At 44.7% G+C, this 26,025-nt stretch carries 22 protein-coding genes and 1 riboswitch; of the genes, 11 read left to right on the forward strand and 11 right to left on the reverse strand.

Going from position 1 to position 26,025, the window contains the following annotated elements; genetic code table 11:
* The first annotated feature begins 353 nt into the window (after nucleotides 1–353).
* Nucleotides 354–1,712, forward strand: coding sequence for an alanine/glycine:cation symporter family protein (locus BBA02S_RS12375; RefSeq protein WP_041101590.1), 1,359 nt, complete (start codon nucleotides 354–356; stop codon nucleotides 1,710–1,712).
* A gap of 123 nt (nucleotides 1,713–1,835) precedes the next feature.
* The gene (locus BBA02S_RS12380; RefSeq protein ID WP_041101588.1) at nucleotides 1,836–2,057 is read left to right on the forward strand and encodes a DUF1128 domain-containing protein; all 222 of its coding nucleotides are present in this window, start codon (nucleotides 1,836–1,838) and stop codon (nucleotides 2,055–2,057) included.
* A 29-nt stretch (nucleotides 2,058–2,086) separates the two neighbouring features.
* Here the strand turns inward: BBA02S_RS12380 and BBA02S_RS12385 are convergent, their stop codons facing one another.
* The 4 genes from BBA02S_RS12385 to motA all read right to left on the reverse strand — a co-directional run bounded on the left by BBA02S_RS12385 (nucleotide 2,087) and on the right by motA (nucleotide 6,313).
* A complete protein-coding gene (locus BBA02S_RS12385) occupies nucleotides 2,087–2,605 on the reverse strand; it encodes a type 1 glutamine amidotransferase domain-containing protein (RefSeq protein WP_041114380.1) in 519 nt (172 codons plus the stop codon).
* Nucleotides 2,606–2,736: 131 nt separating this feature from the next.
* Nucleotides 2,737–4,119 carry an alanine/glycine:cation symporter family protein gene (locus tag BBA02S_RS12390; protein WP_041101584.1) on the reverse strand — a complete coding sequence of 461 codons (1,383 nt, stop codon included), beginning with the start codon at nucleotides 4,117–4,119 and terminating at the stop codon, nucleotides 2,737–2,739.
* 636 nt (nucleotides 4,120–4,755) lie between these two features.
* Nucleotides 4,756–5,529, reverse strand: a complete 774-nt coding sequence (gene motB, locus BBA02S_RS12400) for a flagellar motor protein MotB (RefSeq protein ID WP_041101582.1) — start codon at nucleotides 5,527–5,529, stop codon at nucleotides 4,756–4,758.
* Entirely contained in the window at nucleotides 5,522–6,313 is a 792-nt protein-coding gene (gene motA / locus BBA02S_RS12405) for a flagellar motor stator protein MotA (protein WP_041101580.1), read from the reverse strand. The genes motB and motA overlap by 8 nt, the downstream gene beginning before the upstream one ends.
* 259 nt (nucleotides 6,314–6,572) lie before the next feature.
* On the opposite strand from motA, the gene BBA02S_RS12410 reads away from it, so the two are divergent.
* Nucleotides 6,573–8,588 (forward strand): bifunctional diguanylate cyclase/phosphodiesterase, encoded by a 2,016-nt coding sequence (locus tag BBA02S_RS12410; protein WP_041114378.1) that lies wholly within the window; start codon nucleotides 6,573–6,575, stop codon nucleotides 8,586–8,588.
* 83 nt (nucleotides 8,589–8,671) lie between these two features.
* Here the strand turns inward: BBA02S_RS12410 and hmpA are convergent, their stop codons facing one another.
* Complete coding sequence (gene hmpA / locus BBA02S_RS12415; RefSeq protein WP_041114377.1) at nucleotides 8,672–9,877, reverse strand: NO-inducible flavohemoprotein; 1,206 nt, start codon at nucleotides 9,875–9,877, stop codon at nucleotides 8,672–8,674.
* A 175-nt stretch (nucleotides 9,878–10,052) separates the two neighbouring features.
* Between hmpA and BBA02S_RS12420 the strand changes: the two genes are divergently transcribed.
* The gene (locus BBA02S_RS12420) at nucleotides 10,053–10,499 is read left to right on the forward strand and encodes an RrF2 family transcriptional regulator (RefSeq protein WP_041114376.1); all 447 of its coding nucleotides are present in this window, start codon (nucleotides 10,053–10,055) and stop codon (nucleotides 10,497–10,499) included.
* 176 nt (nucleotides 10,500–10,675) lie between these two features.
* A complete protein-coding gene (locus tag BBA02S_RS12425; protein WP_041101572.1) occupies nucleotides 10,676–11,914 on the forward strand; it encodes an aminopeptidase in 1,239 nt (412 codons plus the stop codon).
* Nucleotides 11,915–12,000: 86 nt separating this feature from the next.
* On the opposite strand, the gene gltC is transcribed toward BBA02S_RS12425, so the two are convergent.
* A complete protein-coding gene (gene gltC / locus BBA02S_RS12430; RefSeq protein WP_041101570.1) occupies nucleotides 12,001–12,906 on the reverse strand; it encodes a glutamate biosynthesis transcriptional regulator GltC in 906 nt (301 codons plus the stop codon).
* Nucleotides 12,907–13,034: 128 nt separating this feature from the next.
* Complete coding sequence (argF, locus tag BBA02S_RS12435) at nucleotides 13,035–13,988, reverse strand: ornithine carbamoyltransferase (protein ID WP_041101568.1); 954 nt, start codon at nucleotides 13,986–13,988, stop codon at nucleotides 13,035–13,037.
* A 193-nt stretch (nucleotides 13,989–14,181) separates the two neighbouring features.
* Between argF and BBA02S_RS12440 the strand changes: the two genes are divergently transcribed.
* Nucleotides 14,182–14,691 carry an acyl-CoA thioesterase gene (locus BBA02S_RS12440; protein ID WP_041101566.1) on the forward strand — a complete coding sequence of 170 codons (510 nt, stop codon included), beginning with the start codon at nucleotides 14,182–14,184 and terminating at the stop codon, nucleotides 14,689–14,691.
* A 264-nt stretch (nucleotides 14,692–14,955) separates the two neighbouring features.
* On the forward strand, nucleotides 14,956–15,963 hold the full coding sequence (gene mreBH, locus BBA02S_RS12445) for a rod-share determining protein MreBH (RefSeq protein ID WP_041101563.1): 1,008 nt from the start codon (nucleotides 14,956–14,958) through the stop codon (nucleotides 15,961–15,963).
* Nucleotides 15,964–16,026: 63 nt separating this feature from the next.
* Here mreBH and BBA02S_RS12450 read toward each other — a convergent pair whose 3' ends face one another.
* Entirely contained in the window at nucleotides 16,027–17,121 is a 1,095-nt protein-coding gene (locus BBA02S_RS12450; RefSeq protein ID WP_041101562.1) for a nitric oxide synthase oxygenase, read from the reverse strand.
* A gap of 78 nt (nucleotides 17,122–17,199) precedes the next feature.
* On the reverse strand, nucleotides 17,200–18,102 hold the full coding sequence (locus BBA02S_RS12455) for an EamA family transporter (RefSeq protein ID WP_041101560.1): 903 nt from the start codon (nucleotides 18,100–18,102) through the stop codon (nucleotides 17,200–17,202).
* 188 nt (nucleotides 18,103–18,290) lie between these two features.
* Nucleotides 18,291–18,402: riboswitch (SAM riboswitch) on the forward strand.
* A 90-nt stretch (nucleotides 18,403–18,492) separates the two neighbouring features.
* Here BBA02S_RS12455 and BBA02S_RS12460 point away from each other — a divergent pair.
* On the forward strand, nucleotides 18,493–20,358 hold the full coding sequence (locus BBA02S_RS12460) for a bifunctional homocysteine S-methyltransferase/methylenetetrahydrofolate reductase (RefSeq protein WP_041114375.1): 1,866 nt from the start codon (nucleotides 18,493–18,495) through the stop codon (nucleotides 20,356–20,358).
* A complete protein-coding gene (gene metH, locus BBA02S_RS12465; protein WP_041114374.1) occupies nucleotides 20,336–23,782 on the forward strand; it encodes a methionine synthase in 3,447 nt (1,148 codons plus the stop codon). The genes BBA02S_RS12460 and metH overlap by 23 nt, the downstream gene beginning before the upstream one ends.
* Before the next feature lie 146 nt (nucleotides 23,783–23,928).
* On the opposite strand, the gene BBA02S_RS12470 is transcribed toward metH, so the two are convergent.
* Nucleotides 23,929–24,702 carry an SGNH/GDSL hydrolase family protein gene (locus tag BBA02S_RS12470; RefSeq protein ID WP_231557221.1) on the reverse strand — a complete coding sequence of 258 codons (774 nt, stop codon included), beginning with the start codon at nucleotides 24,700–24,702 and terminating at the stop codon, nucleotides 23,929–23,931.
* Nucleotides 24,703–24,886: 184 nt separating this feature from the next.
* On the opposite strand from BBA02S_RS12470, the gene BBA02S_RS21005 reads away from it, so the two are divergent.
* The gene (locus BBA02S_RS21005) at nucleotides 24,887–25,063 is read left to right on the forward strand and encodes a hypothetical protein (protein ID WP_169799361.1); all 177 of its coding nucleotides are present in this window, start codon (nucleotides 24,887–24,889) and stop codon (nucleotides 25,061–25,063) included.
* Between the two features lie 202 nt (nucleotides 25,064–25,265).
* Complete coding sequence (locus tag BBA02S_RS20710; protein ID WP_156136674.1) at nucleotides 25,266–25,418, forward strand: hypothetical protein; 153 nt, start codon at nucleotides 25,266–25,268, stop codon at nucleotides 25,416–25,418.
* Here the strand turns inward: BBA02S_RS20710 and BBA02S_RS12475 are convergent.
* On the reverse strand, nucleotides 25,415–26,025 hold a 611-nt coding region (locus BBA02S_RS12475), incomplete at its 5' end, for a LysM peptidoglycan-binding domain-containing protein (protein ID WP_156477587.1). The two genes, BBA02S_RS20710 and BBA02S_RS12475, sit on opposite strands and share 4 nt — an antisense overlap.

Here is a 26,025-nt window from a genome sequence, read left to right on the forward strand (position 1 = left end):
CGCCCGCTTGCTCATAAATGGGCTTTTTGGCTGCCTTTAGCCTGCAGCCCCTTTCCTATTCTCATGCTCTATCAATTCCCATTTTGCAGAATAACAAAACATGATGGGCGGAAGAGACAAAAAACCTTTTCACTTAGAGAAGCGCTTCGGCTGTTGTTCGTCTACTATAAGATTACCACGAACCATATTCTTCGATGGATAAATCTTTTCCTGCTTTCTATCACCTTTTTCATCAGTTTTCTATGCAAATGACGTTCTCAATAAAGAAAATTATTATTTTTTAAAATTTTTAATAAATACTGACTATTATTTTTTCAATATTTTTATATAATTAAGAAGAAGGAGGGGATAAAATGACTCAGGAAAAATTACTTGAAATCATGAATACGATCAGCGGTTACATTTGGGGACCGCCCCTGCTAATTCTTTTAGTAGGAACAGGCATTTATTTAACATTCCGTATTGGATTCTTACAATTAAGATTGCTGCCTTATTCTCTTAAACTTGCTTTCAGCAAAAGCCAGGATAAGGACTCTGAAGGGGATATTTCTCACTTCCAAGCGCTCATGACAGCGCTTGCAGCAACCGTTGGAACGGGGAACATCGTCGGAGTAGCCACCGCCGTTTTAATTGGCGGACCCGGAGCTGTCTTCTGGATGTGGATCAGCGCCTTCTTCGGAATGGCTACAAAATATGCAGAAGCGGTTCTCGCTGTTAAATACCGCGTCCAGGACCCGGACGGCGAAATGTCGGGCGGCCCGATGTACTATCTTGAACGCGGCTTAAATCAGAAATGGCTAGGCATCCTCTTCGCTTTGTTTGGGGCAATCGCCGCTTTTGGAATCGGAAATCTGGTACAGGCCAACTCAGTTGCCGGTGTAGTGGAAAGCACATTTAATGTGCCGCCGTATATTACCGGAATTGTCTTATTTATCTTTACTGCTCTTGTTTTATTAGGAGGCATTAAAAGCATCGGCAAAGTGACGGCCTTTTTTGTACCGATCATGGCCGCCTTCTATTTAATTGCCGGACTGATTATTTTGCTGACAAACATTGCCGACGTTCCAGCAGCTATCGGTTTAATTTTCTCTGATGCCTTCACCGGCGATGCTGTAGCAGGAGGCGCAATTGGTGCCGTTATTCGTTATGGGGTGGCCCGCGGAGTATTTTCGAACGAAGCAGGTCTCGGATCGGCACCGATTGCAGCGGCAGCAGCAAAAACGGATATGCCTGCACGCCAAGCTCTCGTATCAATGACTCAAGTATTTATTGATACCATCTTAATCTGTTCGATTACCGGACTAACTATCGTCATGGCTGGCCAATATGACAAAGGCTTGGAAGGAAGCGCCTTAACGACCGCCTCCTTTGAAATGTTCCTTGGCTCTGCCGGCTCTTATGTGGTCGCCCTCGGCCTGCTGTTCTTTGCTTCTTCCACCATCATCGGCTGGTCTTACTATGGGGAAAAATGCTTTTCATATTTGTTCAGCAAAAAGGTCGTCAAATACTATCGGATGGTTTTTGTGGCAGCTGTTTTCATTGGAGCGATCGCCAAACTTGATTTAGTATGGACGTTTGCTGACATTATGAACGGATTAATGGCCTTCCCTAACTTGGTTGGCATCATCGGCTTATCCGGCGTCGTCATTCATGAAACCAAGAATATCGTAAAAGCGATCAAGGAAGAAAAAGCCAAAAAGATGGCTGCATAATGAAGAAAGAAACGATCTAAGGCAGGCCTGTTTTCTACGGCCTGCCTTCTTTAAAGTGCTGATTGACAAACATAATAAAAAGTGAAATGATGTTATCAAATCACTGGAGAGGGTGAAAAGATTTTGGACTTGTCTGTAAAATCTCCTGAAAATATCGAATATATGCTAGAGCAAATTACTACTAAACTCCGCATGGTCAATGTCGGCGCCATCAAGCCGGAACATTTCAGTGAGTCTTCTTATGAAGATTTAAAGGAAATCTATGAACTAGTCAACAGAAAAAACAATTTCAGCCCAAGTGAAATGCAAGCAATTGCCCAGGAACTTGGCAATTTACGAAAATAAAAGGCCGGCAGATACCGGCCTTTTATTCATTACTTCGCAAGCAGCTTTAACGACTCTCTGTTGAAAGCCGGGAGATCATCAGGCGTACGGCTTGTGACAAGCTGCTCCTGGCAAACCACAACTTCCTCATCTTTGTAAGTAGCTCCTGCGTATTCCATATCTACTTTAATGGATTTATATCCCGTCGCCCCTCTGCCATCTAATGCTTTGGCTGTAATTAACAGCTGCGGACCGTGGCAAATGGCAAACACCGGTTTCTTCTCATCCATAAACACTTTAGTAAACTGAACAAAGCGATCGTCCGCACGCAGTTGATCCGGCGAGAAGCCCCCAGGGATTAACAGGGCGTCAAATTCGTTCGGATTTACTTCATCGATGCCTTTATCAATTGTGATGACGGCTTCCCCCTGCTTCCCCTTCACTGTTTTTCCTGCTTCTTTTTCGATGTTGATCACCTCATGACCAGCCTCTTTAAAGGCATGCACGGGTTCCGTATACTCAGAGTCCTCCACCATATCCGTTACAAGTACAGCAACCTTTTTACTCAACAAAAAAAACTCCTTTCCTTTCTGTTATGTCCACTTGTTTATTTCCCTGCTGGTCACGAGATAAACATCCTTCACCTAATGAAATGGATTGCATATCAGTGAAGCGGCTGCCTAAGGGGCAGCCGCTTCACTCAGCTAATCTTCTTTTCTTTTATGTCTTTCAAATAATACTTTTCCGATTCAAAAAACTCGTCTTTTAATTCTTTTACTTTGCTGCTTAGGAGAAGCACCGCGATAATGTTCGGCAGTAAGATGGCTGCAAGCGCCAAGTCTAGAAAAGACCAAATGGTTTTGGCAGCCCCTACGGAGCCTAAAACAATGGCTGCCAAATAGACGACTTTCACTGCCTGAGCGGCTTTTAAGTTAAACAAAAACTCCGCCTGTTTGGAGCCATAAAAGACAACCACAATAATCGTGGATAAAACGAAGAAGATTAATGAAATGGTCACAAGGAAACTGCCAAAAGCGCCAAAGCTTTCTCTAAAGGCAATTGTCGTTAAAGCTGCCGGATCAGCAAGCGCTCCTTCTTGCTTCCACACTCCTGTTGAAAGCACAACGAAGGCTGTGGCTGAACAAACAACTAATGTATCAATAACGATGCCGATAATTGCCCAAAATCCCTGGCGGACAGGATGGTCTGTTTGGGCAGCCGCATGGGCAATCGGCGTAGTCCCAAGTCCCGCTTCATTAGAATATAACCCTCTGGCAAATCCCCAGCGCACTGTTTCCGCTACGGCTACGCCTGCAAACCCGCCAACTGCTGACATCGGCTGGAAAGCATAAGAAAAAATTAAAGAAATAACTGCTGGTACTTGATTAATATTTAAAATGACAATTACCACGGCTCCGCCAACGTACAACAGTGCCATAAAAGGAACGAGTATCTCTGTAATCCGGCCGATCCGTTTAATACCGCCAAACACTACAAGCCCTGTAATGGCTGCAATGATCATACCTGTATAAATGCCATCTATTTTAAATGTTTGCGAGACGGTAGCGGCAACTGAATTTCCTTGAACCATAATGCTCGGGATCAGTTCGATCATTAAAGCAAAAGAAAACCAGACACCGAGCCATTTCATGTTCAGCCCTTTCTTCATATAGTACATCGGGCCGCCGACAAACTCGCCTTCCTCATTTTTTTCGCGATAATGAACTGCCAGCACACTCTCCGCGAAGTTCACAGCCATGCTGATGACCGCAATGACCCACATCCAAAAAACCGCTCCCGGCCCGCCAAACATGATGGCTGCCGGCACTCCGACAATATTGGCCGCACCGATCGTGGAAGATAAAGCGGAAGTTAAAGCTTGCAGGGGAGTCACTGTCCCTTCACCTTTCGGCTTTTTGAAAACGCTTCCTAATGTTTGCTGAAAGATATAAAGCGGGTATTTAAATTGAAAGAATCCTAATTTTACAGTCATAAAGATTCCTGTAATCGTTAGCAGTGCGATTAAAGGCACTCCCCATAGCCATCCTGAAAACTTTTCTACTCCGGCAATAATTTTGTCCAAAATCTTCCTCCTTCATATTTTTTGTAATATACCTACAAAAATGGTATCTTCCCCTATACCCTCTTTTTTATTTAGCAAACATAAAAAAACTGAACCAAATTCGGTTCAGTTTCAGTTTGTCAACAAAAGGAGGGCGGAATAAGGTCCTATGCTGAGCCATCTGAGAGAATAACAGACCTCTCTATACTCATTATTTACGCCCCGTTCCTGAGGTTCATAACAGCAAAAGCAAGCAGCATTGTTTTAAGCTCCCTTCACGTTATCCACCGTATACCCCACCTGGCGAACCAGATGATCCCTCACACAAGCTGATCTAAAGCGATCTGTCTATTTGTTCCCGTTAAATGGGTTGTGTTTCGAAATCCTCTGCCCTGCCGCAAGCGTTTTGTACAGCGCCCCCTTTTAGCGCACCCTGCAAATTGAAATGGAAGGCGCGCAGACTCCGGCGGGATTTGCGGGACAGGCGAGACCCCGCAGGCGCTTTGGCGCCGAGGAGGCTCGCCGCCCGCCCCGCGGAAAGCGAAGCGCCTGGAATGGAAATCAACCTTACCCATCCATGGATAAAATAAAAAGACTGCGGGCAAACGTCAATTTTCATTGAGTTTATCCGCAGCCTGAAACTAAACCAAATTCGATTCAGTTTGTTGCAGCAGGACCTTGCTGGCCATTTTCTTTTTCTCCTTGCGGCAATACCAATATTTCCACCCGGCGGTTTTTTGCCCGTCCAGCCTCTGTTTCATTGGAAGCAATCGGCTGGTATTCACCGTATCCTTTAGCGCTGAATAGACGAGGGTCAAGCTTTTTATTTTCAAGAATAACTTTCATAAAGTTAACCGCCCTCATGGCACTCAGCTCCCAATTCGATTCAAATTCCGATGTTTTGATAGGAATATTATCCGTATGTCCGCTAATAATCACCATGCGGGGCAAATCCATTTCCAAAAGCTTAGAAATCTCCCTCGCTGCTTGTTTATCATCTTCCCTGATTTCAGCTACACCGGAATTAAACAAGACATTCTCCCGGATGCGCAGCAGCAGCCCTTCGCCATTTAATACCGTTTCCACCTTGTTTTGCAGCTGATTTTCTTTAATATAGTCGTTAATTTTCTGCTGCATTTTAGCTAATTCTTCTTTATCCTTTTCCTTCATTTCCAGCAGTCCTTTATCATTGGCGCTGCCATCAGACGTTGTTTCAGGAGGGGACAGCTCAGGAAAGTCCATCACTCCGGTTCCTCCTTGAAAAGCACTGTTGAAGGCCTGAGACACCAACTGAAACTTTTTGGCATCAACAGAGCTCATGGCAAACAGGACGATAAATAGAGCCAGCAGCAGCGTCAATAAGTCAGCATATGGCAGGAGCCACGATTCATCTATATGATCATTCTCCTTGTTTTTCTTTCGCTTACTCATTGTTCTCGCCGCTTTCCTCAACTAATTTTCTTTTCTCCTCTGCAGGCAAATAAGAAGCCAGTTTTTGCTCAAGAACACGAGGCGCTTCTCCTTCTAGGATAGAAAGCACGCCTTCAATCATCATTTCTTTTACTTTAATTTCTTGTTTGGATTTTCGCTTGAGCTTGTTGGCAAATGGATGCCAGAGCACATAACCAGTGAAAATCCCCAGCAATGTTGCCACGAAAGCTGCTGAAATCGCATGTCCAAGTGTTTCTGTGTCATTCATGTTGCCAAGAGCGGCAATCAAACCAATAACCGCTCCAAGCACTCCAAGCGTCGGTGCGTATGTGCCGGCTTGAACAAACATGCTCGCTCCGGCGCTATGGCGTTCTTCCATCGCTGAAAGCTCTTCACTCATCACATCGCGAATGTAATCAGCGTTTTGGCCATCCACCGCTAAACTCAGTCCATTCTTCAAGAAGGGCTCATCCACTTCATTGATTTTGGATTCAAGAGCCAGCAGCCCTTCTTTTCTCGCCAATTCAGCCCAGCCAGTAAACTGACTGATGACTTCCTGCGGAGACATCAGTGTTCTTTCCTTAAAAATAATGCCAAATAATTTTGGCAATCTTTTGAGCTCACTTGCCGGAAACGCGATGACGATAGTGGCGACCGTTCCGAGCAAAATAATTAACAAGGCTGCCGGATTAATGAGGACCATCGGGCTTACACCTTTGAATACCATTCCTACGCCAACAGCAACAATTCCAAGAATAATTCCTATAATTGTACTTTTATCCATTCTCATTCACCCTGTATTTTTATTTTTGTATATCTAATATCGGTCAGAAAAAAATTTTTTGTATTCTTTTCCATAAGTATTTTGCAGGTAAAAAGACTTAATAAAAGAAAAACACAGTCGATACTATAGATATATCGTATGTTTTTGTCGAATATTTACAGAGATTTTTTATCCATGATGAAAATTTTTAACTTAGCATGTAAAGTAAAGCTATTGCTGACTGAAACATAGACAAAAATAAAGAAAGACGGTCTATACAATGAAACCTTTACCAGAGTTTTATCAAAGCAACATTGTTCTTCTTTCCATTATCATCGGCGTTTTTGGGTCTTTTGTCTCAATAAGCTTAAATGACCGAATTACTTCTTCAAACAAGAAAAAGAAGAATGTATGGATGTTTCTTGCTTCTTTATCCATGGGCTTAACGATTTGGTCGGTTCATTTTATTGGGATGCTGGCTTTTTCTTTGCCCGTTTATGTGGAGTATGAAATAGGATTGGTTTTATTAGCGGTTCTGCCCGCAGCCGGAGCTTCGGGCATTGCTTTGTATACGCTCCATAACCGCAAAATAAAACCAAAAACGATGCTTAGCGCGGGATTTCTGATCGGTTTATCCATCGTGGCTATGCACTGCTTGGGGATGAGTGCGATGAAGATGAATGCGAGCATTTCCTATCGTCCCTCTCTTATACTCTTGTCTGTTGTAACAGCAACCTTGATTTCTTATGCTTCACTTTACATCCTGTATGTTTTGAACAAGAAAAAAGAGACTTTTTACCGGTTTATAGCCAGTATCCTCTTAGGCCTTGGAATTGCGAGTGTGCATTACATCGGGATGAAAGCAGCTAACTTCTCAATGATGGGCCATTTTCCCAGCAGCGGCCAACTGTTTGAGCAGCCGCTGTCGCTCATTCTTCTCATTCTCTTTGTGGTCGGCTTGCTGTTTATCTTTTTCCTGACTGTTGCTATTTTTGATCAGCAAACTGCCACACGGCTTGCTTATTACGATGATCTGACAGACCTGCCAAACCGGCGGAAGCTTCAGGTGACTGTCGATTCCTATTTAAGAGAGAGAAAGAAACCTCTTCTTTTAATCATGATGGATATTGATAATTTCATGTGGATCAATGAAACCTTTGGATTTATGAATGGCAATTTATTGATGAGAGCTCTTTCACAGCGGCTTGAACAGCTTATTCCTCCCAATGGATTGCTAAGCCGGGTAGAAGGCAATAAATTTACTATTCTTCTTATGGAGACTTACACGGAAAAAGAAGCATTTGAACTAACAAGAAGCTGGCTGAAAAAGCTGGCTGCCCCATTTGTAATCAGCAATTATCCAGTCACTGTCACTGCTTCAGCGGGAATCTCTTTGGCACCGGCACATGGCTATACATTTGAACAGCTAAATGCCGCCGCTGAGAAAGCATTATATTTTGCTAAAACGAACGGTAAAAATCAACTTGTCGTCTATAATCCAGCAGTACATGATAATGAGAAAGAACGGCAGATAGCTATGAGCTTCCGGGAAGCACTGCAGAACAATGAATTTTACTTATGCTATCAGCCGAAGTATAACGTGAAAGAAAAAAGAATCAGCTGTGCTGAAGTTCTTGTCCGATGGAACAGCCCTGAATTCGGCTTTGTGCCTCCTTCTATCTTTATCCCTATTGCTGAGAAAAATGGTTTTATCACTGAATTAACGGAATGGACCTTAAATGAAGCCTGCAGACAAATGAAGGAATGGAGAAATAAGAGCCATCCGCTTGAGAAAATAGCAGTCAATATTTCAGCGCCGATGTTCTTGTCTCATGCTTTACACCAAACCGTAACCGGCATACTGAGAAAATATCGGTTAGACGGCAGGCACTTGGAACTTGAAATTACCGAAACTTCCATTATGGAAAACCTGGATACAGCGGTAAAGGTCATTAAACGGCTTCAAGCGGACCACATTTCGATTGCGCTTGATGACTTCGGCACGGGTGTTTCTTCACTTACCTATTTAAAAAAACTGCCGATTCATTCGCTAAAAATTGATAAATCCTTTATTGACGATGTCCATACTTCACCAGAAGGAAAGGCTCTCGTTGAAATGATTATTCATTTAGCAAAATTGTTTCACTTGCACGTCGTCGCAGAAGGTGTAGAGACAGAAGAACAGCTGCAGACTCTTATCTCATTAAAATGTGATGAAATACAAGGCTATCACATTAGCAAACCTTTGCAGGCACATGAATTGGATGAGTTTTTTAAAGCCTTCACTGCCGTATAAAAAAACAGCCTGATTGAAACGCTTGCTTTTCGATAAAATCAAAAAGCCGGACTAGAGAAGTCCGGCTTTGAGGTACAGTTTCGTTATGCTTGCTGCAATTGAACAGCTGGTCCAAAAAATTCAAATTTAATTTGAGCTTCTGAAAGGCCGTTTTTACTTAAATGTCCAATCACCGCTCCCATGAATGGCACTGGTCCGCAAACGTAACAGATGCTGTTGTTTGGAACGACTTCTTTTAAGAACTCCGCATCAATATGTCCTTCAACATCACAAATCGTCTGCTTATCTTTTTTCTCTCCATAAGCCATATAGGAACGGGCATTGTCCAGTTCGCGCACTAGCTGCTCCGTATGCTCTTTAAAAGCATGCGCCTCTTCGTTACGGGCTGCATGGATAAAAACGATTTCCCGTTTGCTGTTTTCTGCTGCAAGGGTTTCCAGCATGCTCATCATCGGGGTAATTCCCACTCCTCCGCTAATAAGCACAACCGGTTCTTTCCGATCATTAGCCAGGTAGAAATCTCCCGCAGGCGCACTTACTTCCACAGTGTCCCCTTTACCGATATGATCATGTAAATAGTTAGACACTGTTCCCTCTGGCTGATAGTCCGCTTCACGTTTCACAGAGATGCGATAATACTCCTTATTCGGCGCAGCTGATAAGCTGTACTGCCGGTTAACAATGTTTTCTTCCCCAGGAATATTCAGCTTAATCGTGATATATTGCCCCGGATGGAAGGCGGGCAGCTGAGCGCCGTCTTTTGGCTTCAAATAGAAAGAAGTAATAAGAGAACTTTCCTTCACTTTATCAGCCACTTCAAATTCCTTAAAGTCCATCCAGCCGCCTGCCTGCTCACTGGCTTCCTTATACATTTGCGCTTCCGTATCGATAAATACTTGGGCGATGACGCCATATGCTTCTGCCCATGCATTGATAATATCATCAGTTGCTGCATCGCCAAGCACTTCTTTAATCGCTTTCAATAAATACTCGCCCACAATTGGATAATGCTCAGGCTTAACGGCTAAGCTGCGATGTTTGTGGGCAATTTGCTTAACAGCAGGAACCAATACTTCCAGCTGGTCAATGTATTTGGCCGCTGCGTACACGGTATTGGCCAACGCTGTTTGCTGGCGCCCCTTTTCTTGATTGGCGTGATTAAATATATTCAAAAGTTCAGGATGGTCCGCAAACATGGCGCGGTAGAAATGAGTAGTAATGTCTTTGCCTTTCACTTCAAGCACAGGAGCTGTAGATTTTACGATATCAATCGTTTTTTGGGATAGCATATAAAGCCCTCCAATAAAGTGTTTTTAAAAGATGTATTTTTGATACATCTTATTTATAATCCTTTTTTACCCTTAAAGCAACGCTTTTTAATTAGTGTAATAAAACGTTCACATTCTTTTGATTCCTCTTGTTCACACATATATAATGAATATAAGACGAAAGTAGTGGTGAAATATGAAATTAACTCTCTATACAGATTATTCCTTGCGCGTGCTGATCTTTTTAGCTGCCCGTCCGAGAGACGAGCTTTCTAATATTAAGGAAATAGCAGAAGCTTATCACATTTCGAAAAACCATTTAATGAAAGTGACACACGAGCTGGGCAAGCTCGGATTGATTGAAACTATACGCGGACGAAATGGCGGGATCCGCCTCGCTCTTCAGCCTGAAGAAATTAATATCGGCAAAGTAGTTCGGCAAACAGAAGATGACTTTCATTTAGTGGAATGCTTTAACCCTGATACAAACCGCTGCGCCATTACATCGGTCTGCGGTTTAAAGCATGTTCTTTTTCAAGCATTGCGAGCCTATTTAGCTGTGCTCGACCGGTATACACTGAAAGATTTAGCGGCCAATCCGGAAGCTTTGAGCGCTTTGCTAGTAAAAAACTCCGAAGAGTAGACTCTCCGGAGTTTTTTTACTCCCCGGCTGATATTTGCCCGGGTCAGTTAAATGGACTGCGATCACATCAAAAGGGCTCCTTTTTACCAGGTTGCCTTCCCTAAAATTTTGCCTCTCCCTCCATTCTTGTTACAATAGAATATATTCACTATTCTGTTTAATAAAGGAGCATACATATGGAAAACTTCCAGAACACGTTAGAAAAGTACGCTGAATTAGCAGTGCAAGTAGGGGTAAATATCCAAAAAGGCCAAACATTGGTGATTAACACATCGATTGATTCTGCAGAGCTCGTCCGATTAATCGTAAAAAAAGCCTACGAAGCAGGCGCGAAGAATGTGCAAGTCAATTGGGATGATGATACAGTATCCCGCCTTAAATATGACTTGGCACCGGACGAAGCGTTTCAGGAATTCCCGAAATGGCGTGTTCAGATGCTCGAACAGCTGGCGGAAGAAGGCGCCGCCTTTATGTCGATTGTTTCCTCCAGCCCCGATTTATTAAAGGGGGTAGAGCCGGATCGAATTGCGAGCTTCCAAAAAGCTGCCGGCCAGGCTATGAAAAAATATCGGCAGTACATTCAGTCTGATAAAGTCAGCTGGACAGTCATTGCCGCGCCATCCCAAGCATGGGCAGCAAAAGTCTTTCCACATCTCCCGAAAGAAGAGCAAATCCCGGCGTTATGGGAAGCCATTTTCAAAGCTGTCCGGGCTGATACAAACAACCCGGTAGAAGCTTGGAAAAATCATGATGAGGAATTGCATAAAAAGGTCGATTATTTAAACGGCAAACGCTATAAAAAGCTGCATTATACGGCTCCGGGAACAGACTTAACCATCGAGCTTCCTGAAGGACACCTTTGGGTCGGAGCGGGCAGCATCAATGAACAAGGCCATGAATTTATGGCGAACATGCCAACGGAAGAGGTATTTACCGTTCCTCATAAAACCGGGGTAAGCGGATATGTATCGAGCACGAAGCCTTTAAGCTACGGCGGAAATATCATTAACAACTTTAAAGTTACATTTGAAAATGGACGAATTACCGAAGTCCAAGCGGAAGAAGGAGAAGAGGTCTTAAAGAAATTAGTCGAAACAGATGAAGGCTCCCATTATCTCGGTGAAATCGCTCTCGTGCCTCATCACTCGCCTATTTCGCAATCGAATGTTCTTTTCTACAACACGCTATTCGATGAAAACGCATCTAACCATTTGGCCATTGGCAGCGCGTATGCATTTTGCATTGAAGGCGGCAAATCGATGTCGCAAGATGAGCTTGAGCAGCATGGCTTAAATACAAGCATTACCCATGTTGACTTTATGATCGGCTCCGACCAAATGAACATTGACGGAATAACCGAAAGCGGGAACAGCGAACCGATCTTCCGCAATGGGAATTGGGCAGAAGGCATTTAATAGAAGGTGAACACTCACCGCTTCACCAAACTGTTTCCAGCCGCCAGTGGCTGGAAACAGTTTTTTTAGTGACGCTGCAGCCAGCTCTACAGACTAAACTGATTTAAGCGGCGATAGTAACTAATAAGAAAATCATAAAACAGTTTTTCTGAAGGCGGCAAGGTCCGCACATTTGTTACGATCACTCCCACCGTCCTGGTCACTTGCGGTACGCCAATAGGCAAACTGACCGTTCCGGGCGGTGTTTGCTCAGCAAGAAGCGTTTCCGGGAGTAAACTGACCCCTAGCCCAGCCTCCACCAATCCTTTCATTGTATACACATCATCACTTTCAAATCCGACCTTAGGCTCAAAACTCACTTGCCGGCATGCCTCAATCACCAGGCTTCTCATGTCGTAACCTGTGCGAAATAACACAAATTGGTCATTCATCAGCTCACGCAAATTGACACTGTCTTTTTTGGCTAGACGATGCTGGATTGGGAGGAGAACCCGCATGCTTTCCGAGAAAAAAACCTCCGTTGAGATTTCCGGCGTGCTTTCCGGCACCGGGGAAACGAAAGCGAGATCAATCTCTCCTCTTTCTACAAGCTCCCGCAGCTCCTTGTTTGCGCCTTGGTGAAAATCAAAGCCGATATCTGAGTATTGGCTGCGAAAAGCAGAAATAACACGCGGCAGCGTCTTAGTGGCTAAAGAGTTAGGAAAGCCAAGCCGAATTTTTCCGGTTTCCGGATTCAAGTAGCTGTCAATAGCAGCAACGGCCCGGTCAATTTCATTCATCGCAGATTCCATGTGCTGCAAAAATATTTTCCCGGCATGGGTCAGCTTCACATTTCGGCCTTCCCGCAAAAACAATTCAACACCAAGCTCATCTTCTAGTTTGGCGATTTGGCGGCTGACGGCGGATTGGGCCACATGAAGGCGGTGAGCCGCTTCCGTGACGTGCTCCTCTTTTGCCACTTCCATAAAATATTTAATTTGCCGAAGCTCCATTTTGCTCCCACCTTTTCAGCCATTTTCCTTCTGTTTATCTTCTTATTTTACCACGATATCTTTTTCCAAACAGAAAAACGGACTCGTAAAAGTCCGTTTCTGAATTTCTTCCTGTATCATTGAGTTAATTACTTTTTCATTACACTATAAAGAACGGCTTTTTGGGCATGCATCCGGTTTTCAGCTTGCTGGAATACAACAGAAGCTGTGCCATCCATAATTCCGGCCGACACCTCTTCACCGCGGTGCGCCGGCAGACAATGCATAAATTTGCAATCCGGATTAGCAAAAGACATAAGCTGCTCATTTACTTGGTAAGGAGCAAATGCCTGTAAACGGATGGCCGACTCCTCCTCTTGCCCCATGCTGGTCCAAACATCTGTATAAATAAAGTCTGCATCTTTTACGGCTTCCTCAGGGTTTTCAACAAATTCCAGCTTGGCTCCCGTCTGCTCGCTGATTCCCTTGGCAATTTCCACTACTTGAGGCGCTGCTTCGTAACCGGCCGGCGTAGCGAGCGTGAAGTCCATCCCAACCATGACCGCGCCGATCATTAATGAATGAGCCACGTTGTTTCCGTCACCAACGTAGACCATTTTGCTTCCCTTAAATTTCCCTTTGATTTCATATACAGTTAAGAGGTCAGCGAGCGCCTGGCACGGATGATATAAATCCGTCAGCCCGTTAATAACCGGGATGTTTGCCGCTTCGGCGAGCGCCTCAATTCTGGAATGGCTGTGCGTGCGGATCATGATGCCATCCAAATAGCCGGCTAGCACTTTTCCGGTATCTTCAATTGTTTCTCCGCGCCCAATTTGCATATCATTGGCGCTTAAGAACATGCCGTGTCCTCCAAGCTGAATCATAGCCGCTTCAAACGACACACGCGTACGTGTCGAATGCTTTTCAAAAATCATTCCGAGCAATTGCCCTTTTAAGGCTTCCGCATACTTTTCCTTATTTTTCTTCATATCATCCGCTAAATATACAAGCGTTTCGATGGTTTCAGGAGTGTAATCCGCAAGCTTTAACAAATCTTTCCCCTTCAGTTCCTGACTGTTTTTTATATCTGTCACTAGCATTCTTTTCACCTCATATGCCTCATTTTTTTATCTGCAAGTTTCTTTTCATTTATGATCTTATTTAATATTTATACATTATAATTAATTAAAATACAACCTTAATTTCTGAATTCTTCTATTTTTTCAGAAAGCAACAGATTTATGCGTACATAGGTTATACTACGTGTATGAAATAATTAGCGAGGTGCTGTATATGAGAGAAAAAAGATCAATGAAAGACACACTGTCTATTAAAACAGGGTATGTCCTACCTCCTGACACTAATCATCACGGCACTTTATTCGGCGGAAAATTAATGGCTTATATAGATGATATCGCTTCAATATCAGCAACAAAACTAGCTAGAAAGCCTGTGGTTACTGCCTCCACAGACTCCGTTGATTTCTTAAAGCCCATTCGCGTAGGCGATGCAGTGACGCTTGAAGCAATGGTGACATACACAGGTACAACAAGTATGGAGGTCTTTGTGAAAGTCCTGTCCGAAAATCTGATGACAGGGGAAAAAGAAGTTGCCGCCATTTCCTTTTTAACATTCGTTGCTTTAGATGAATCAGGTCATCCGACAGCTATTCCTGAAGTGCTGCCTGAGACAGAGGACGAGAAGTGGCTGAACGAAACAGCAGTGAATCGGGCAAGCCATCGGAAAGCAAGAAAAAAATATAGCAAAGAACTGGTTGAATTTTTCTCTTCCCCGGGAAAATAGACCGAAGGAATGGAATAAACTGTGAAAGCCGCTGAATTACAGCGGCTTTTTAGTTTACGAAGATTAAAATTTGTTAACAGCGGTCCCTGCTTTTTACTTTTCAATTCTGATAAATAGTTATTCCTATGGCAGAAAAACATTGTAACAATAGAGTCAGGATTGTAACATTCCGCTTTCCACATTTTGTCCCATATACATCCTGTTTTGTTCATCTTTATACTTATGAAAGAAACTCAAGAGGATTGCCAGTTGGAGGAATGATTTATGTTTGGACAAATCGAAATTGGAATAGATTTAGGAACAGCCAATTTGCTCGTTTACAGCAAAGACAAAGGGATTATCGTGAATGAACCTTCAGTAGTCGCGATTGATACAGAAACGAAAAAAGTACTGGCCATCGGCACCGAGGCCAAGGAAATGATCGGAAAAACGCCTGGACGGATTATAGCTACACGCCCAATGAAAGACGGGGTCATTGCCGACTTTGATATCACTTCTGAATTACTGAAAGGCCTGATGAAAAAGGCCGGCAAAGTATTAGGGCTTAGTATCCGCAAGCCTAGTGTGGTTGTATGCACCCCATCCGGTGCAACATCTGTTGAAAAGAGAGCCATCCAGGATGCTGTAAAAAGCACGGGAGCCAGATCCGTTCATTTAATTGAAGAGCCTGTCGCTGCAGCGATTGGGGCCGATTTGCCTGTAGAGGAGCCGATCGCCAACTTAATCGTCGATATCGGCGGCGGTACAACTGAAGTGGCTATCATTTCTTATGGGGGCGTAGTGTCCTGCAACTCTATCCGCGTCGGCGGCGATAAACTGGATGAAGATATCGTTCAATACGTGCGCAAGCAATACAATTTGCTCATCGGTGAGCGGACGGCAGAAAAAATCAAAATGGAGATTGGTTATGCTTTAGTTGATCATGAAGAGATTATCATGGATGTGCGCGGCCGGGACCTGGTCACCGGTTTGCCTAAAACCATTGAAGTCGGCTCTTATGAAATTCAAAAAGCAATCAAAGAATCGCTGCTGGCTATTTTAGAAACCATCCGTGTAACCCTGGAAAATTCCCCTCCGGAATTAAGCGGTGATATCGTCGACAGAGGAGTCGTCATCAGCGGCGGCGGCTCTTTGCTAAATGGCATGCAGGATTGGCTCAGCGAAGAAATCATTGTGCCTGTCCACTTGGCCCCCAATCCGCTGGAGTCAGTGGCCATTGGCACGGGCCGTTCGCTTCACGTGATGAAAAGCCTGCAAAAAGTAACAAGCTAACTCTGACAGCAGAATGATCAACAAAAAAGCAGCCGGTCACATAGCTGCTTTTTTGTTTGCCTTCTATTTTTTTAACGGATAAGCCGGCTCCTGATAGAAGTAATTCGGAGTTTGGATCGCGTCTTCATATTCTTTATGAAAAATATGAACAGCTGCCGGTGACATTGGCGGAATTAACCAGGTCCAGTCGCCAGTCACTCCCCTTCCCTCCCTTTCTTCATTTTGTTCAAACGTTTTAAATTGCTGGGCTGCCGTATGATGGTCAACGATACTTACGCCCGCACACTTAAAGGAATGCAGAACAGCAGTATTTAATTCGACTAGCGCCCGGTCTTTCCAAAGAGTCGAGGCTTTAGTGGTATCTAATTCAAGCTTCTCTGCAATCAGAGGAAGCTGATTATAGCGAAATTCATCAGCTAAATTGCGGGCGCCGATTTCTGTTCCCATATACCAGCCGTTGAAAGGAGCAAATTTATAATCAATTCCGCCTATTTCCAGCTTCATGTCAGAAATGATCGGCACGCCGTACCATTTCAGCCCAAGATCAGCAAACCAGTCATATGACGAATGGGTAATAGCGACTTCCTTGACAATCTCCTTGTCAATTTCAAGCAGCTTCGGCGGCCGCTGTCCTATTTGCACCACCCAGGGAAGAACATCAAAATCGGTGCCTGCTCCTCTCCAGCCCAGCTGCTGGCATTTGGCCGTCAATTCAACAGAAGCAGGATCACCCTTTAGGCCTGCTTCTGTTTGATATCCTGCATATCTGACCAATTGATGATTCCAAATGCGGATGTCCTCTTGGTTAGGCGCCGTTGGGCGAAACACTGTAATCGTTGGCCGGATTTTCCCGTCATTCGTCGCAAACTCTACATGGCGGGTTAAAGCGTCAAATACTTCTTGCTCTGTTGCTGCCGCTCTTTCATCAAATACGTGCAGGGTTTGCCAAAACAAACGGCCAATACAGCGATTGCTGTTGCGCCAAGCCATTTTTGCCCCATGGCTCAGCTCTTCAAACGTTTGTGTATAACTTCCGGTTCTCTCAATTTCCTCTTTTACCCCATTCAACCGCCTGTTCACTTCTTCAGCGGGCTTATCTAATTCCCGGTAACATACCGTAATAAAGTCTTTTGCTTTCTGCCATAATTGTTTATTCATCTATTTACCGCCCTGTACATCATATTTACTGACAGTATACCATTGTTCGGTTTTCTGCTTTGTGACAACTTGGAGAAATCAGCCGCTGTACAAGTGCTTGGGCCCTATCCTTCTGTTGCTGATGAATTGGGGTACAGCAATGCCAATTAAGATGAGCGTAATCCCGGCTGCTTGCCCAAACGTCAGGTGTTCACCAACGATGAACATTGCCCCGATCATAGCTGCGGGCAGCTCTGCCGCGCCAAGAATCGTTGCTATCCCCGGTTCAACGTGCGGCGTGCCGAGCGCAAACAGAATAACTGGCACGAGCACTCCGAGCAGCCCGACAAGCACCCCGTACTTCCATAAGCCGCCAGTTAACGTGCCGTCCGTGATAAAAGCCGGCGACACAAATAAAAAAGCCGTCAGCAGCCCGCCGGCAGAAATAATAAAGCTTTTTTGAATAGCCGGCACTTCTTTTCCTGCCTTGCCGCTGAAGAAAAGGAATAAAGCAAACGTCAAGGCCGCCAAAAAGCCAGAAGCAATCCCTTTTGTGTGGCCGGTCCATTCTATCCCTTCTGAAGATATTCCAGCGGCAAGAAAAGTGCCTGCCCACAACAGCAGAGCTGAAATGATCTTTGCACCAGATGGAAGAGCTTTCAAGTATAAGGATTCAATGAAAATCCCCATCCAGGTGAATTGAAAAAGCAGAACAATGGCAATGGAGGCCGAAAGATCTTGAATGCTCGTTGCATAGAACACACCTGTTAAGCTTAACAGCACCCCCAGTCCAAGCAGTGCAGCTACTTGCTTAAATGTCAATGAAATGCGGGTCGTCAGCAAGAAAGGAATGAGCAGCAAAAGAAGGCCAAAAAGATATTGCGAGCCTGTCATCTGGCTCGCCTGGTAGCCTGCATTGGTTGCCAGCTTTACAACAGAGGCTTGGACTCCATAGCTGCAGGCCCCCACTAAAATGAATAATGAATAACGAAGCTGATTCAACTTGACTCCTCCTTTATCTAATCTTCTTATTAGACAATGAGTCTAATAAGCTGGTTGCCTTTTAAAAGTATATCCTTTCCATCGTTTATCCAACAATCCCTATAGAATATTCAAAATTTTCTATTGACTAATTTCAGCGAAAAAGATATGATATGTTCAATTCTTTTACTAATTGCATATCAACTTATTTCTTATCAAGAGAAGCCGAGGGGACTGGCCCTATGACGCTTCAGCAACCAGCCGTTAGCGGGCCGAGGTGCTAAATCCAGCAAACTGCTTTGTCAGTTTGGAAGATAAGAAGGATCAAACATTTCCAATGTAAAGCCTTCTTAATTTTATTAAGAAGGCTTTTTCTTATGATTAAAGGAAAATCCAGAAAGGATGGACAGCATGAAATTATTAGATAGACTGCAAACCGAAGTGCTGACAGCTGACGGTGCCATGGGCACCCTCCTCTATTCCTACGGCATTGATTTCTGTTATGAGGAACTCAACGTGGAAAAACCGGAAATTATTGAAAAAATTCACCGTGACTATATACAAGCCGGCGCAGATATTATTCAAACCAACACCTATAGCGCCAATGCCTTGAAGCTTGCCAGATACGGGATGGAAAACCGTGCAGAGGAACTGAACAAAGCGGCCGTGCGCATTGCCAAGAAAGCAGCCGCACCTGAGCAGCGGTTTGTGTTAGGAACGATCGGCGGCATAAGAGGCATTCGAAAAAGCAGCGCCTCTCTTTCTGAGATAAAATCAGCTTTTCAGCAGCAGGCAGAGGCGATTTTACAGGAATCTCCCGATGGTCTCCTGCTGGAAACCTATTATGATTTTGAAGAGTTAACCACTGTTTTGCAATTGCTGCGCAAGGTCACGGACTTGCCAATCGTTTCCCAAGTGTCTATGCATGAACCCGGCATTTTGCAAAACAGACTTTCATTAAACGAAGCTTTCAAGCAACTGGAATCCTTAGGGGCAGATGTTGTAGGCGTCAACTGCCGCCTCGGCCCTTACCACACCATCCAGGCACTTGAAGAGGTGACGCTTCCTGAAAAAGCCTTTTTATCCGCCTACCCTAACGCAGGCCTGCTTGATGTCGAAGACGGACGGGTCGTCTATGAGTCTGAAGCCGACTACTTTGGGCAGGCTGCTGTTCAACTGCGCAATGAAGGAGTGCGGCTCATTGGCGGCTGCTGCGGAACCACGCCCAAACATATCGAAGCAGCCAAAAAAGCACTCACTGGCCTCGCGCCGATTACCGAGAAAAAAGTCATTGCCCAAAAACCGATTGTCATCAAAGAACCTGCCCCTTTGGTTGTACCGCCGCTCCATGAACAGGTCAAAAAAGAACGGACGATGATTGTGGAGCTTGATACGCCCAAGCATTTAGATACAGCTGCTTATATTAAAGGAGCTAAAGCATTGCAGCAAACAGGCATGGCTGCTATTACAATGGCAGATAACTCTCTTGCCTCTCCGCGCGTGAGCAATTTAGCGATGGGTTCTTTGCTGAAGGTACAGCATCACATCCGTCCGCTTGTCCATATCACCTGCCGAGACCGGAATCTGATTGGTTTGCAATCCCATCTCATGGGGCTTCACGCTCTTGGACTGCACGACGTCCTTGCGATCACTGGAGACCCCACAAAAGTTGGTGATTTCCCGGGGGCAACCTCTGTCTATGATGTATCCAGCATGGAACTCATTCAATTGATTAAACAGTTGAACGAAGGCATTTCGTTTTCAGGAAAGCCGCTGAAACAAAAAGCGAACTTCTCAGTCGCCGCGGCCTTTAACCCGAATGTGCGTGTGCTGGACCGGGCTGTCAAGCGCTTGGAGAAAAAAATCGCGTGCGGAGCTGATTATTTCATTACTCAGCCTGTCTTTACTAAAGAAAAGATTGTTGAAATATATGAAGCGACGAAGCATTTGCCAACACCGATTTTTCTTGGCATCATGCCGCTGACAAGCTCAAGAAACGCTGAATTCCTTCATCATGAAGTGCCCGGAATCAAGCTGTCAGAAGAGACGCTGACCAGAATGAAAGTATATGAGCATGATAAGGAAGCCGCTGCACGAGAAGGCGTAACGATTGCGAAAGAATTAATCGATACAGCTGCCAAGCTGTTTAACGGGATCTATATTATTACACCTTTTATGCGTTATGATATGTCCATTGAATTGATCCGTTACATCGAAGAGTTAGATGGAAAAACAAAGGAAAGAGGGATCCCTCATGCCGAAACAATATCCAATTGAACAAGAGCTGAAAAAACGAATTTTATTTTTAGACGGCGCTATGGGAACAATGCTCCAACAGGCCAATTTGACAGAAAATGACTTTGGCGGCGAACAATATGACGGCTGCAATGAATACTTAAATCTCACTGCCCCTCATGTCATCGAAAAGATTCATCGCGATTATTTAGCAGCCGGCACTGACATTATTGAAACCAACTCTTTTGGCGGCACCCCGCTTGTATTAAATGAGTACAATCTTGGTGATAAAGCCTATGAAATTAATAAACGGGCAGCAGAAATTGCCCGCCAGTGCGCAGATGAATTTTCGACGCCTGACCATCCCCGCTATGTCGCCGGCGCCATTGGGCCCACAACGAAAACCTTGTCCGTCACAGGCGGCATTGACTTTGACACATTGAGCACGAACTTTGAATTACAGGCAACCGCCTTGATTGACGGCGGCTGCGATGTGATTTTAATGGAAACGAGCCAGGATATGCTAAATGTCAAGGCGGGTATTCTCGGAATTGAACGTGCGTTTGTAGCGACAGGGAAAAAACTGCCGATTATGATTTCGGGAACGATCGAACCAATGGGAACTACACTGGCCGGCCAAAATATTGAGGCGTTTTATATTTCTATCGAGCATATTGATCCTTTATCAGTCGGCTTAAACTGTGCCACCGGACCGGAATTTATGACGGATCATATCCGGTCGCTTTCTGCCTTGTCCAAGAGCTTTGTCAGCTGTTACCCCAACGCCGGCCTTCCCGACGAAAACGGCTGTTACCATGAGTCTCCTGAATCGCTGGCCGCAAAAATTAAAGGGTTTGCTGAGAAAGGCTGGCTGAACATTGTAGGAGGCTGCTGCGGCACGACACCAGATCATATTCGCGCAATGAGGGCGGCACTCGCAACGATCCCGCCGCGCAAACGCCCGGAACAGCCTCACGGACATACCGTCGCCGGGATTGAGCCGCTTCATTATGACGACTCTATGCGGCCTTTATTTATCGGCGAGCGGACCAATGTGATCGGCTCCCGTAAATTTAAACGGCTGATTATTGAAGGAAAATACGAAGAGGCGGCGGAAATCGCCCGTGCCCAAGTTAAAGGCGGCGCCCATGTAATCGATATTTGTCTGGCCAATCCTGATCGTGACGAGCTTGAGGATATGGAAGCATTTATGCAGGAGGTCGTAAAAAAAGTAAAAGTGCCGCTCGTCATTGATTCTACTGATGAGCAAGTCATCGAGAAAGCGCTGAAATACTCGCAAGGAAAAGCCATTATTAACTCGATCAACCTAGAGGATGGGGAAGAACGGTTTGATGCTGTCCTGCCGCTCGTAAAAAAATATGGGGCAGCTGTCGTGGTCGGCACCATTGATGAACGCGGCATGGCAGTCACCCGGGAGCGCAAGCTGGAAGTAGCAGCGCGCTCTTATGACCTGCTTGTCAATAAATGGGGGATCCAGCCGGAGGATATTATTTTCGACCCGCTCGTATTCCCGGTCGGCACAGGCGATGAACAATACATCGGCTCAGCTGAGGAAACGGTGGAGGGCATACGGCTTATTAAAGAGAAAATGCCCAAAGCGCTAACCGTTCTCGGTGTCAGCAACGTTTCATTTGGCCTCCCTCCTGTTGGCCGCGAGGTACTGAATGCCGTTTATTTATATCACTGTACACAAGCCGGGCTCGACTACGCCATCGTAAACACCGAGAAACTTGAGCGTTTCGCTTCCATTCCAAAAGAAGAAATCGCTATGGCCGAAAAGCTGCTTTTTGAAACGAATGATAAAACGCTGGCCACCTTTACTGACTTTTACCGTGACAAAAAGAAAGAGAAAAAGGAAGAAGATATCCCTAAGACAGTAGAAGGCCGGCTGAGCTACTATGTTGTGGAAGGAACAAAAGAAGGACTGCTGCCTGATTTAGAAAAAGCCTTAACGACCTTCGATACGCCGCTCGATATCATTAACGGCCCATTAATGGAAGGAATGGCAGAAGTCGGCCGGCTATTTAATGACAATCAGCTGATTGTAGCGGAAGTGCTGCAAAGCGCCGAGGTCATGAAAGCAGCTGTCGCCTTTTTAGAGCCTTATATGGAGAAAAAAGAAAATGATAACGGCAAGGGAAAAGTTGTTCTTGCTACGGTCAAAGGAGATGTCCACGACATTGGCAAAAACCTTGTAGACATTATTCTAAGCAACAACGGCTTTAAGGTCGTCGACTTAGGAATTAAAGTCACCCCTGCTGAATTAATTGAAGCGATCAAGCGGGAGAATCCCGATATGGTCGGCCTTTCCGGGCTGCTCGTGAAGTCTGCCCAGCAAATGGTCATTACCGCTCAGGATATGAAAGCGGCCAATATTGATTTGCCGATCTTAGTAGGCGGCGCTGCTCTTTCCCGGCGCTTTACGGAAACAAAAATTTCACCGGAATACGAAGGACCTGTTTTGTACGCCAAAGATGCAATGGATGGTTTAGCTATTGCGGGCCGCTTGCAAGATGCTGAAGAAAAAACAGAGCTCTTAAGTGAATTAAAAGAAAAACAAGAAAAACGCAAAGAAGTCGAGGCTTATAGGGAAACCATGAAGGCCACTTCGGTTGCTGTGCTGGAAAAACCAAAGAAAACCGTTCGTCAGGATGCTCCGGTTTTTGTTCCGCGTGATCTGCAAAAACGCATTCAGCGCGATTATCCCGTCGCTCATTTAAAGCCTTATATTAACATACAGACATTGATTGGCCATCACCTCGGCCTAAAAGGAAAAGTAGAAAAACTGCTTGCTGAAGGAGACGAACGAGCTACCTCTCTCAAGGAAACAGTCGATACCTTCTTGGGGTCCGGCCGCTTGAAAACGGCTAGCGTCTATCAGTTCTTCCCTGCCCAATCTGATGGTGATGACGTCATCATCTATGATCCGGCAGACAGCCAAACTGAAATTGAACGCTTTACCTTCCCGCGTCAGCCAAAGGAACCTTTTCTTTGTCTGGCTGACTACTTAAAATCAGTGGACAGCGGAAAGATGGATTACGTTGGTTTCTTCGTCGTCAGCGCCGGATTTGGCATCCGCGAACAATCAGTTGAATTAAAAGAAAAAGGCGAGTTTCTTCACAGCCACGCCCTGCAAGCAACAGCTTTAGAGCTTGCCGAAGGGTTCGCCGAACGGATTCACCAGGAAATGCGCGATCAATGGGGCTTTCCTGATGCCGTTGAGTTTACAATGAAAGAACGCTTCGCTGCCAAATACCAAGGCCAGCGTTTCTCCTTCGGCTATCCGGCTTGTCCGAACTTGGATGATCAAACAAAGCTCTTTAAGCTGCTTCAGCCTGAAGAAATCGGCGTCCGCTTAACAGAGGGATGCATGATGGAGCCGGAAGCCTCCGTTTCTGCCATCGTCTTCGCCCACCCTGACGCCCGTTACTTTAATGTTGAATAGCAACAAACAGGGAGCCCCTTGCTAGGGGGCTCCCTGTTTATGGTGCATCTTTCTTCCATGCCTATTTACTTAAGTCCTATCCACCTCTTCGTTCATTATCCTTCTGTTCCTTAAACTGTTTTTGCCGGCTGCGAAGTTGGCCAGTACTATTTGCCGAGCTTGGCAGTGAGTGCGCTGCTGACGGAGCGGTAAATAACATCTGCCCCTTGTGGAGTCAGGTGGGTGCCGGATGAGTCAATCCACCCTGAGCCGATCAGCTTTCTATCCGTTATTCCCTTCATTGAGCTGGTCATTATTTCATAATTGTCGATTAGGGTGACTTTTTTCTGTTTAGCTACCTTTCTAACGATCGCATTATATGAATTATGCCATTGTCTGGCGCCGTTATACTTTGTATAGAGCCGCTGGTCATATCTAGCGTAATAATAGTCATTCTGCCCGTTTCCTTGAATAACCGGTATAGTCGTCATTAAAATCACATGGATGTTGCGTGCTTTTAAAGTATCAGTGAAATATTTCAAATTGCTTTCAAACCTGGCCTTGGATACACGGGGCTGTCCTTTTGCATTTAAAACCGCATCATTGGTGCCAAACATAATAATGACTGCTTTCGGCTTTTTGCTCAGCACATCTTTGGAAAAGCGTTTCCGCCCATGTTCTGTTGTATTGCCGCCAACCCCTGCGTTGATAACTGTGCGGGTTTGTTGTAATCTGGTCACCCACTTGCTTTTGGCATCATATTTATTGATTGGCCAGTTGGTTCCTTGCGTATTGCTGTCCCCGAATGCAACAATTACCCGCTTGCTGTTAGAAGGGCTTCCTTGTTTGGCAGCAGCGGCTGAAGAAGGGACTATGTTAGCTGCGATAAAGAAAAGCAAAATGAACCACTTGGTCCATCCTTGTATTTGTTTCTTTTTCAAATTTCTTCCTCCATTTCCTTCACATAGTACATCATCGCTCCATTATACTATGCTTTTCTAACCGGTCAACTCTCCGCCAGCAGACGTCACGGTGACATGATTTCCCGCGTTCTTCCTTTGACATGACCGCCTCCCGCATAAGTAAATCATCTTAAGCCACATTAATAATAAAGGAGCTGATCAAATGAAGAAAAAAGATCTGGCAAAAACGCCGCTGATCCCTGCTGATCCGGAAATGAACCTTCATACGGACGCAAGTGAATATCTTTCCGGCGAATCTGTGGATGAACACGGGAATCTTGAAGCAGCCAATGAAATCATCGGCAGCAAGGAGATTGGCCAGCAGCACAATAATCTTTAAGCCGTTCAGCTTATTTAGATAGATGCTGCCTGGAAGCTCTTTAATGAAGAATCCGGCTGTTCTATCGGGCTCATAGATCATTGGCTTAAAAAGCGATATGCAGCTTTTCCCTTGCTCCTATAGGGAGTTAATAAGTAAGAATTTCATTTTCTTTGTTATGTATGCCCGAAACTGCAGCGATTTATCGGCTTAACAGCGAGCGTTGGCAATAAATTGCGTACAAACAAAAGCAATTGCTGCGAATAACCTCTCTCTTCCTGATGTTATTGAAGAAGTATTCCGGCAGCTGCAGCACCTAAAGAAAGGCAGAAAAAATGCGAAAGCGGCAGGAGTGATTCCTGCCGCTTTTCTTTAAATGTTCTCTACATTGATTAATGCAGGACGGTGATCCTCATTTCCCATTGTATAAGTCAGCAGCACTTGCTGATTCTCTTGTTGCTGATAAAGGCGGGACGATCCGTAGGAAACTTCTAACACCTGGTGTGTGCCATCTACTAATACTTCAATAGAAGTATTGTCAATCGCTCCGATGATCATTCCTTGGCTTGTTTTTACATGTCCAACAGGGATTTGGAGGTCAGTTCCAATAATCGCTATTGGATATTTTAGCTCATTTGCCTTCATCAGCTCATGAACGTTTGTATTAAATCTCTCAGCAAGAGAATATAAGGTGTCCCCTGCCTTTATTTGATATGTCACGCTTGGCTTAAGCACGGCTGATTGATTGCCTTCTGCTAATTTTTCTAATGAAATAGTAGATTTTTTTGTTAAAATAGATAAAGAATCGTCATTATTGACGATAATAGTAGTAGAGGAAGCCATTTTTGGCTTTTTGCTTATCTTTTGGCCGGGTATTTTGCCTGGCTCTTTTTTATTTGTCTGTTTTTTATCTGTATAAATGATTAATTTCTGGCCGATCGTTAGGGCATCCGTTTTCAATTGATTCTCTTGTCTAATTTTTT

This window comes from Bacillus badius NBRC 15713 (genome assembly GCF_001591605.1).
Classification (GTDB): Bacteria; Bacillota; Bacilli; order Bacillales; family Domibacillaceae; genus Pseudobacillus; species Pseudobacillus badius.

Excerpts from the sequence above, each read along its gene's own strand:
- motA (WP_041101580.1), bottom strand. The coding sequence starts at position 6,313 with ATGGATAAAAGTACAATTATAGGAATTATTCTTGGAATTGTTGCTGTT.
- argF (WP_041101568.1), bottom strand. The coding sequence starts at position 13,988 with ATGCTAGTGACAGATATAAAAAACAGTCAGGAACTGAAGGGGAAAGAT.
- BBA02S_RS12420 (WP_041114376.1), top strand. The coding sequence starts at position 10,053 with ATGAAATTAACTCTCTATACAGATTATTCCTTGCGCGTGCTGATCTTT.
- BBA02S_RS21005 (WP_169799361.1), top strand. The coding sequence starts at position 24,887 with ATGAAGAAAAAAGATCTGGCAAAAACGCCGCTGATCCCTGCTGATCCG.
- BBA02S_RS12450 (WP_041101562.1), bottom strand. The coding sequence starts at position 17,121 with ATGAATAAACAATTATGGCAGAAAGCAAAAGACTTTATTACGGTATGT.
- BBA02S_RS12460 (WP_041114375.1), top strand. The coding sequence starts at position 18,493 with ATGAAATTATTAGATAGACTGCAAACCGAAGTGCTGACAGCTGACGGT.
- BBA02S_RS12425 (WP_041101572.1), top strand. The coding sequence starts at position 10,676 with ATGGAAAACTTCCAGAACACGTTAGAAAAGTACGCTGAATTAGCAGTG.
- BBA02S_RS12410 (WP_041114378.1), top strand. The coding sequence starts at position 6,573 with ATGAAACCTTTACCAGAGTTTTATCAAAGCAACATTGTTCTTCTTTCC.
- gltC (WP_041101570.1), bottom strand. The coding sequence starts at position 12,906 with ATGGAGCTTCGGCAAATTAAATATTTTATGGAAGTGGCAAAAGAGGAG.
- hmpA (WP_041114377.1), bottom strand. The coding sequence starts at position 9,877 with ATGCTATCCCAAAAAACGATTGATATCGTAAAATCTACAGCTCCTGTG.
- BBA02S_RS12375 (WP_041101590.1), top strand. The coding sequence starts at position 354 with ATGACTCAGGAAAAATTACTTGAAATCATGAATACGATCAGCGGTTAC.
- mreBH (WP_041101563.1), top strand. The coding sequence starts at position 14,956 with ATGTTTGGACAAATCGAAATTGGAATAGATTTAGGAACAGCCAATTTG.
- motB (WP_041101582.1), bottom strand. The coding sequence starts at position 5,529 with ATGAGTAAGCGAAAGAAAAACAAGGAGAATGATCATATAGATGAATCG.
- metH (WP_041114374.1), top strand. The coding sequence starts at position 20,336 with ATGCCGAAACAATATCCAATTGAACAAGAGCTGAAAAAACGAATTTTA.
- BBA02S_RS12440 (WP_041101566.1), top strand. The coding sequence starts at position 14,182 with ATGAGAGAAAAAAGATCAATGAAAGACACACTGTCTATTAAAACAGGG.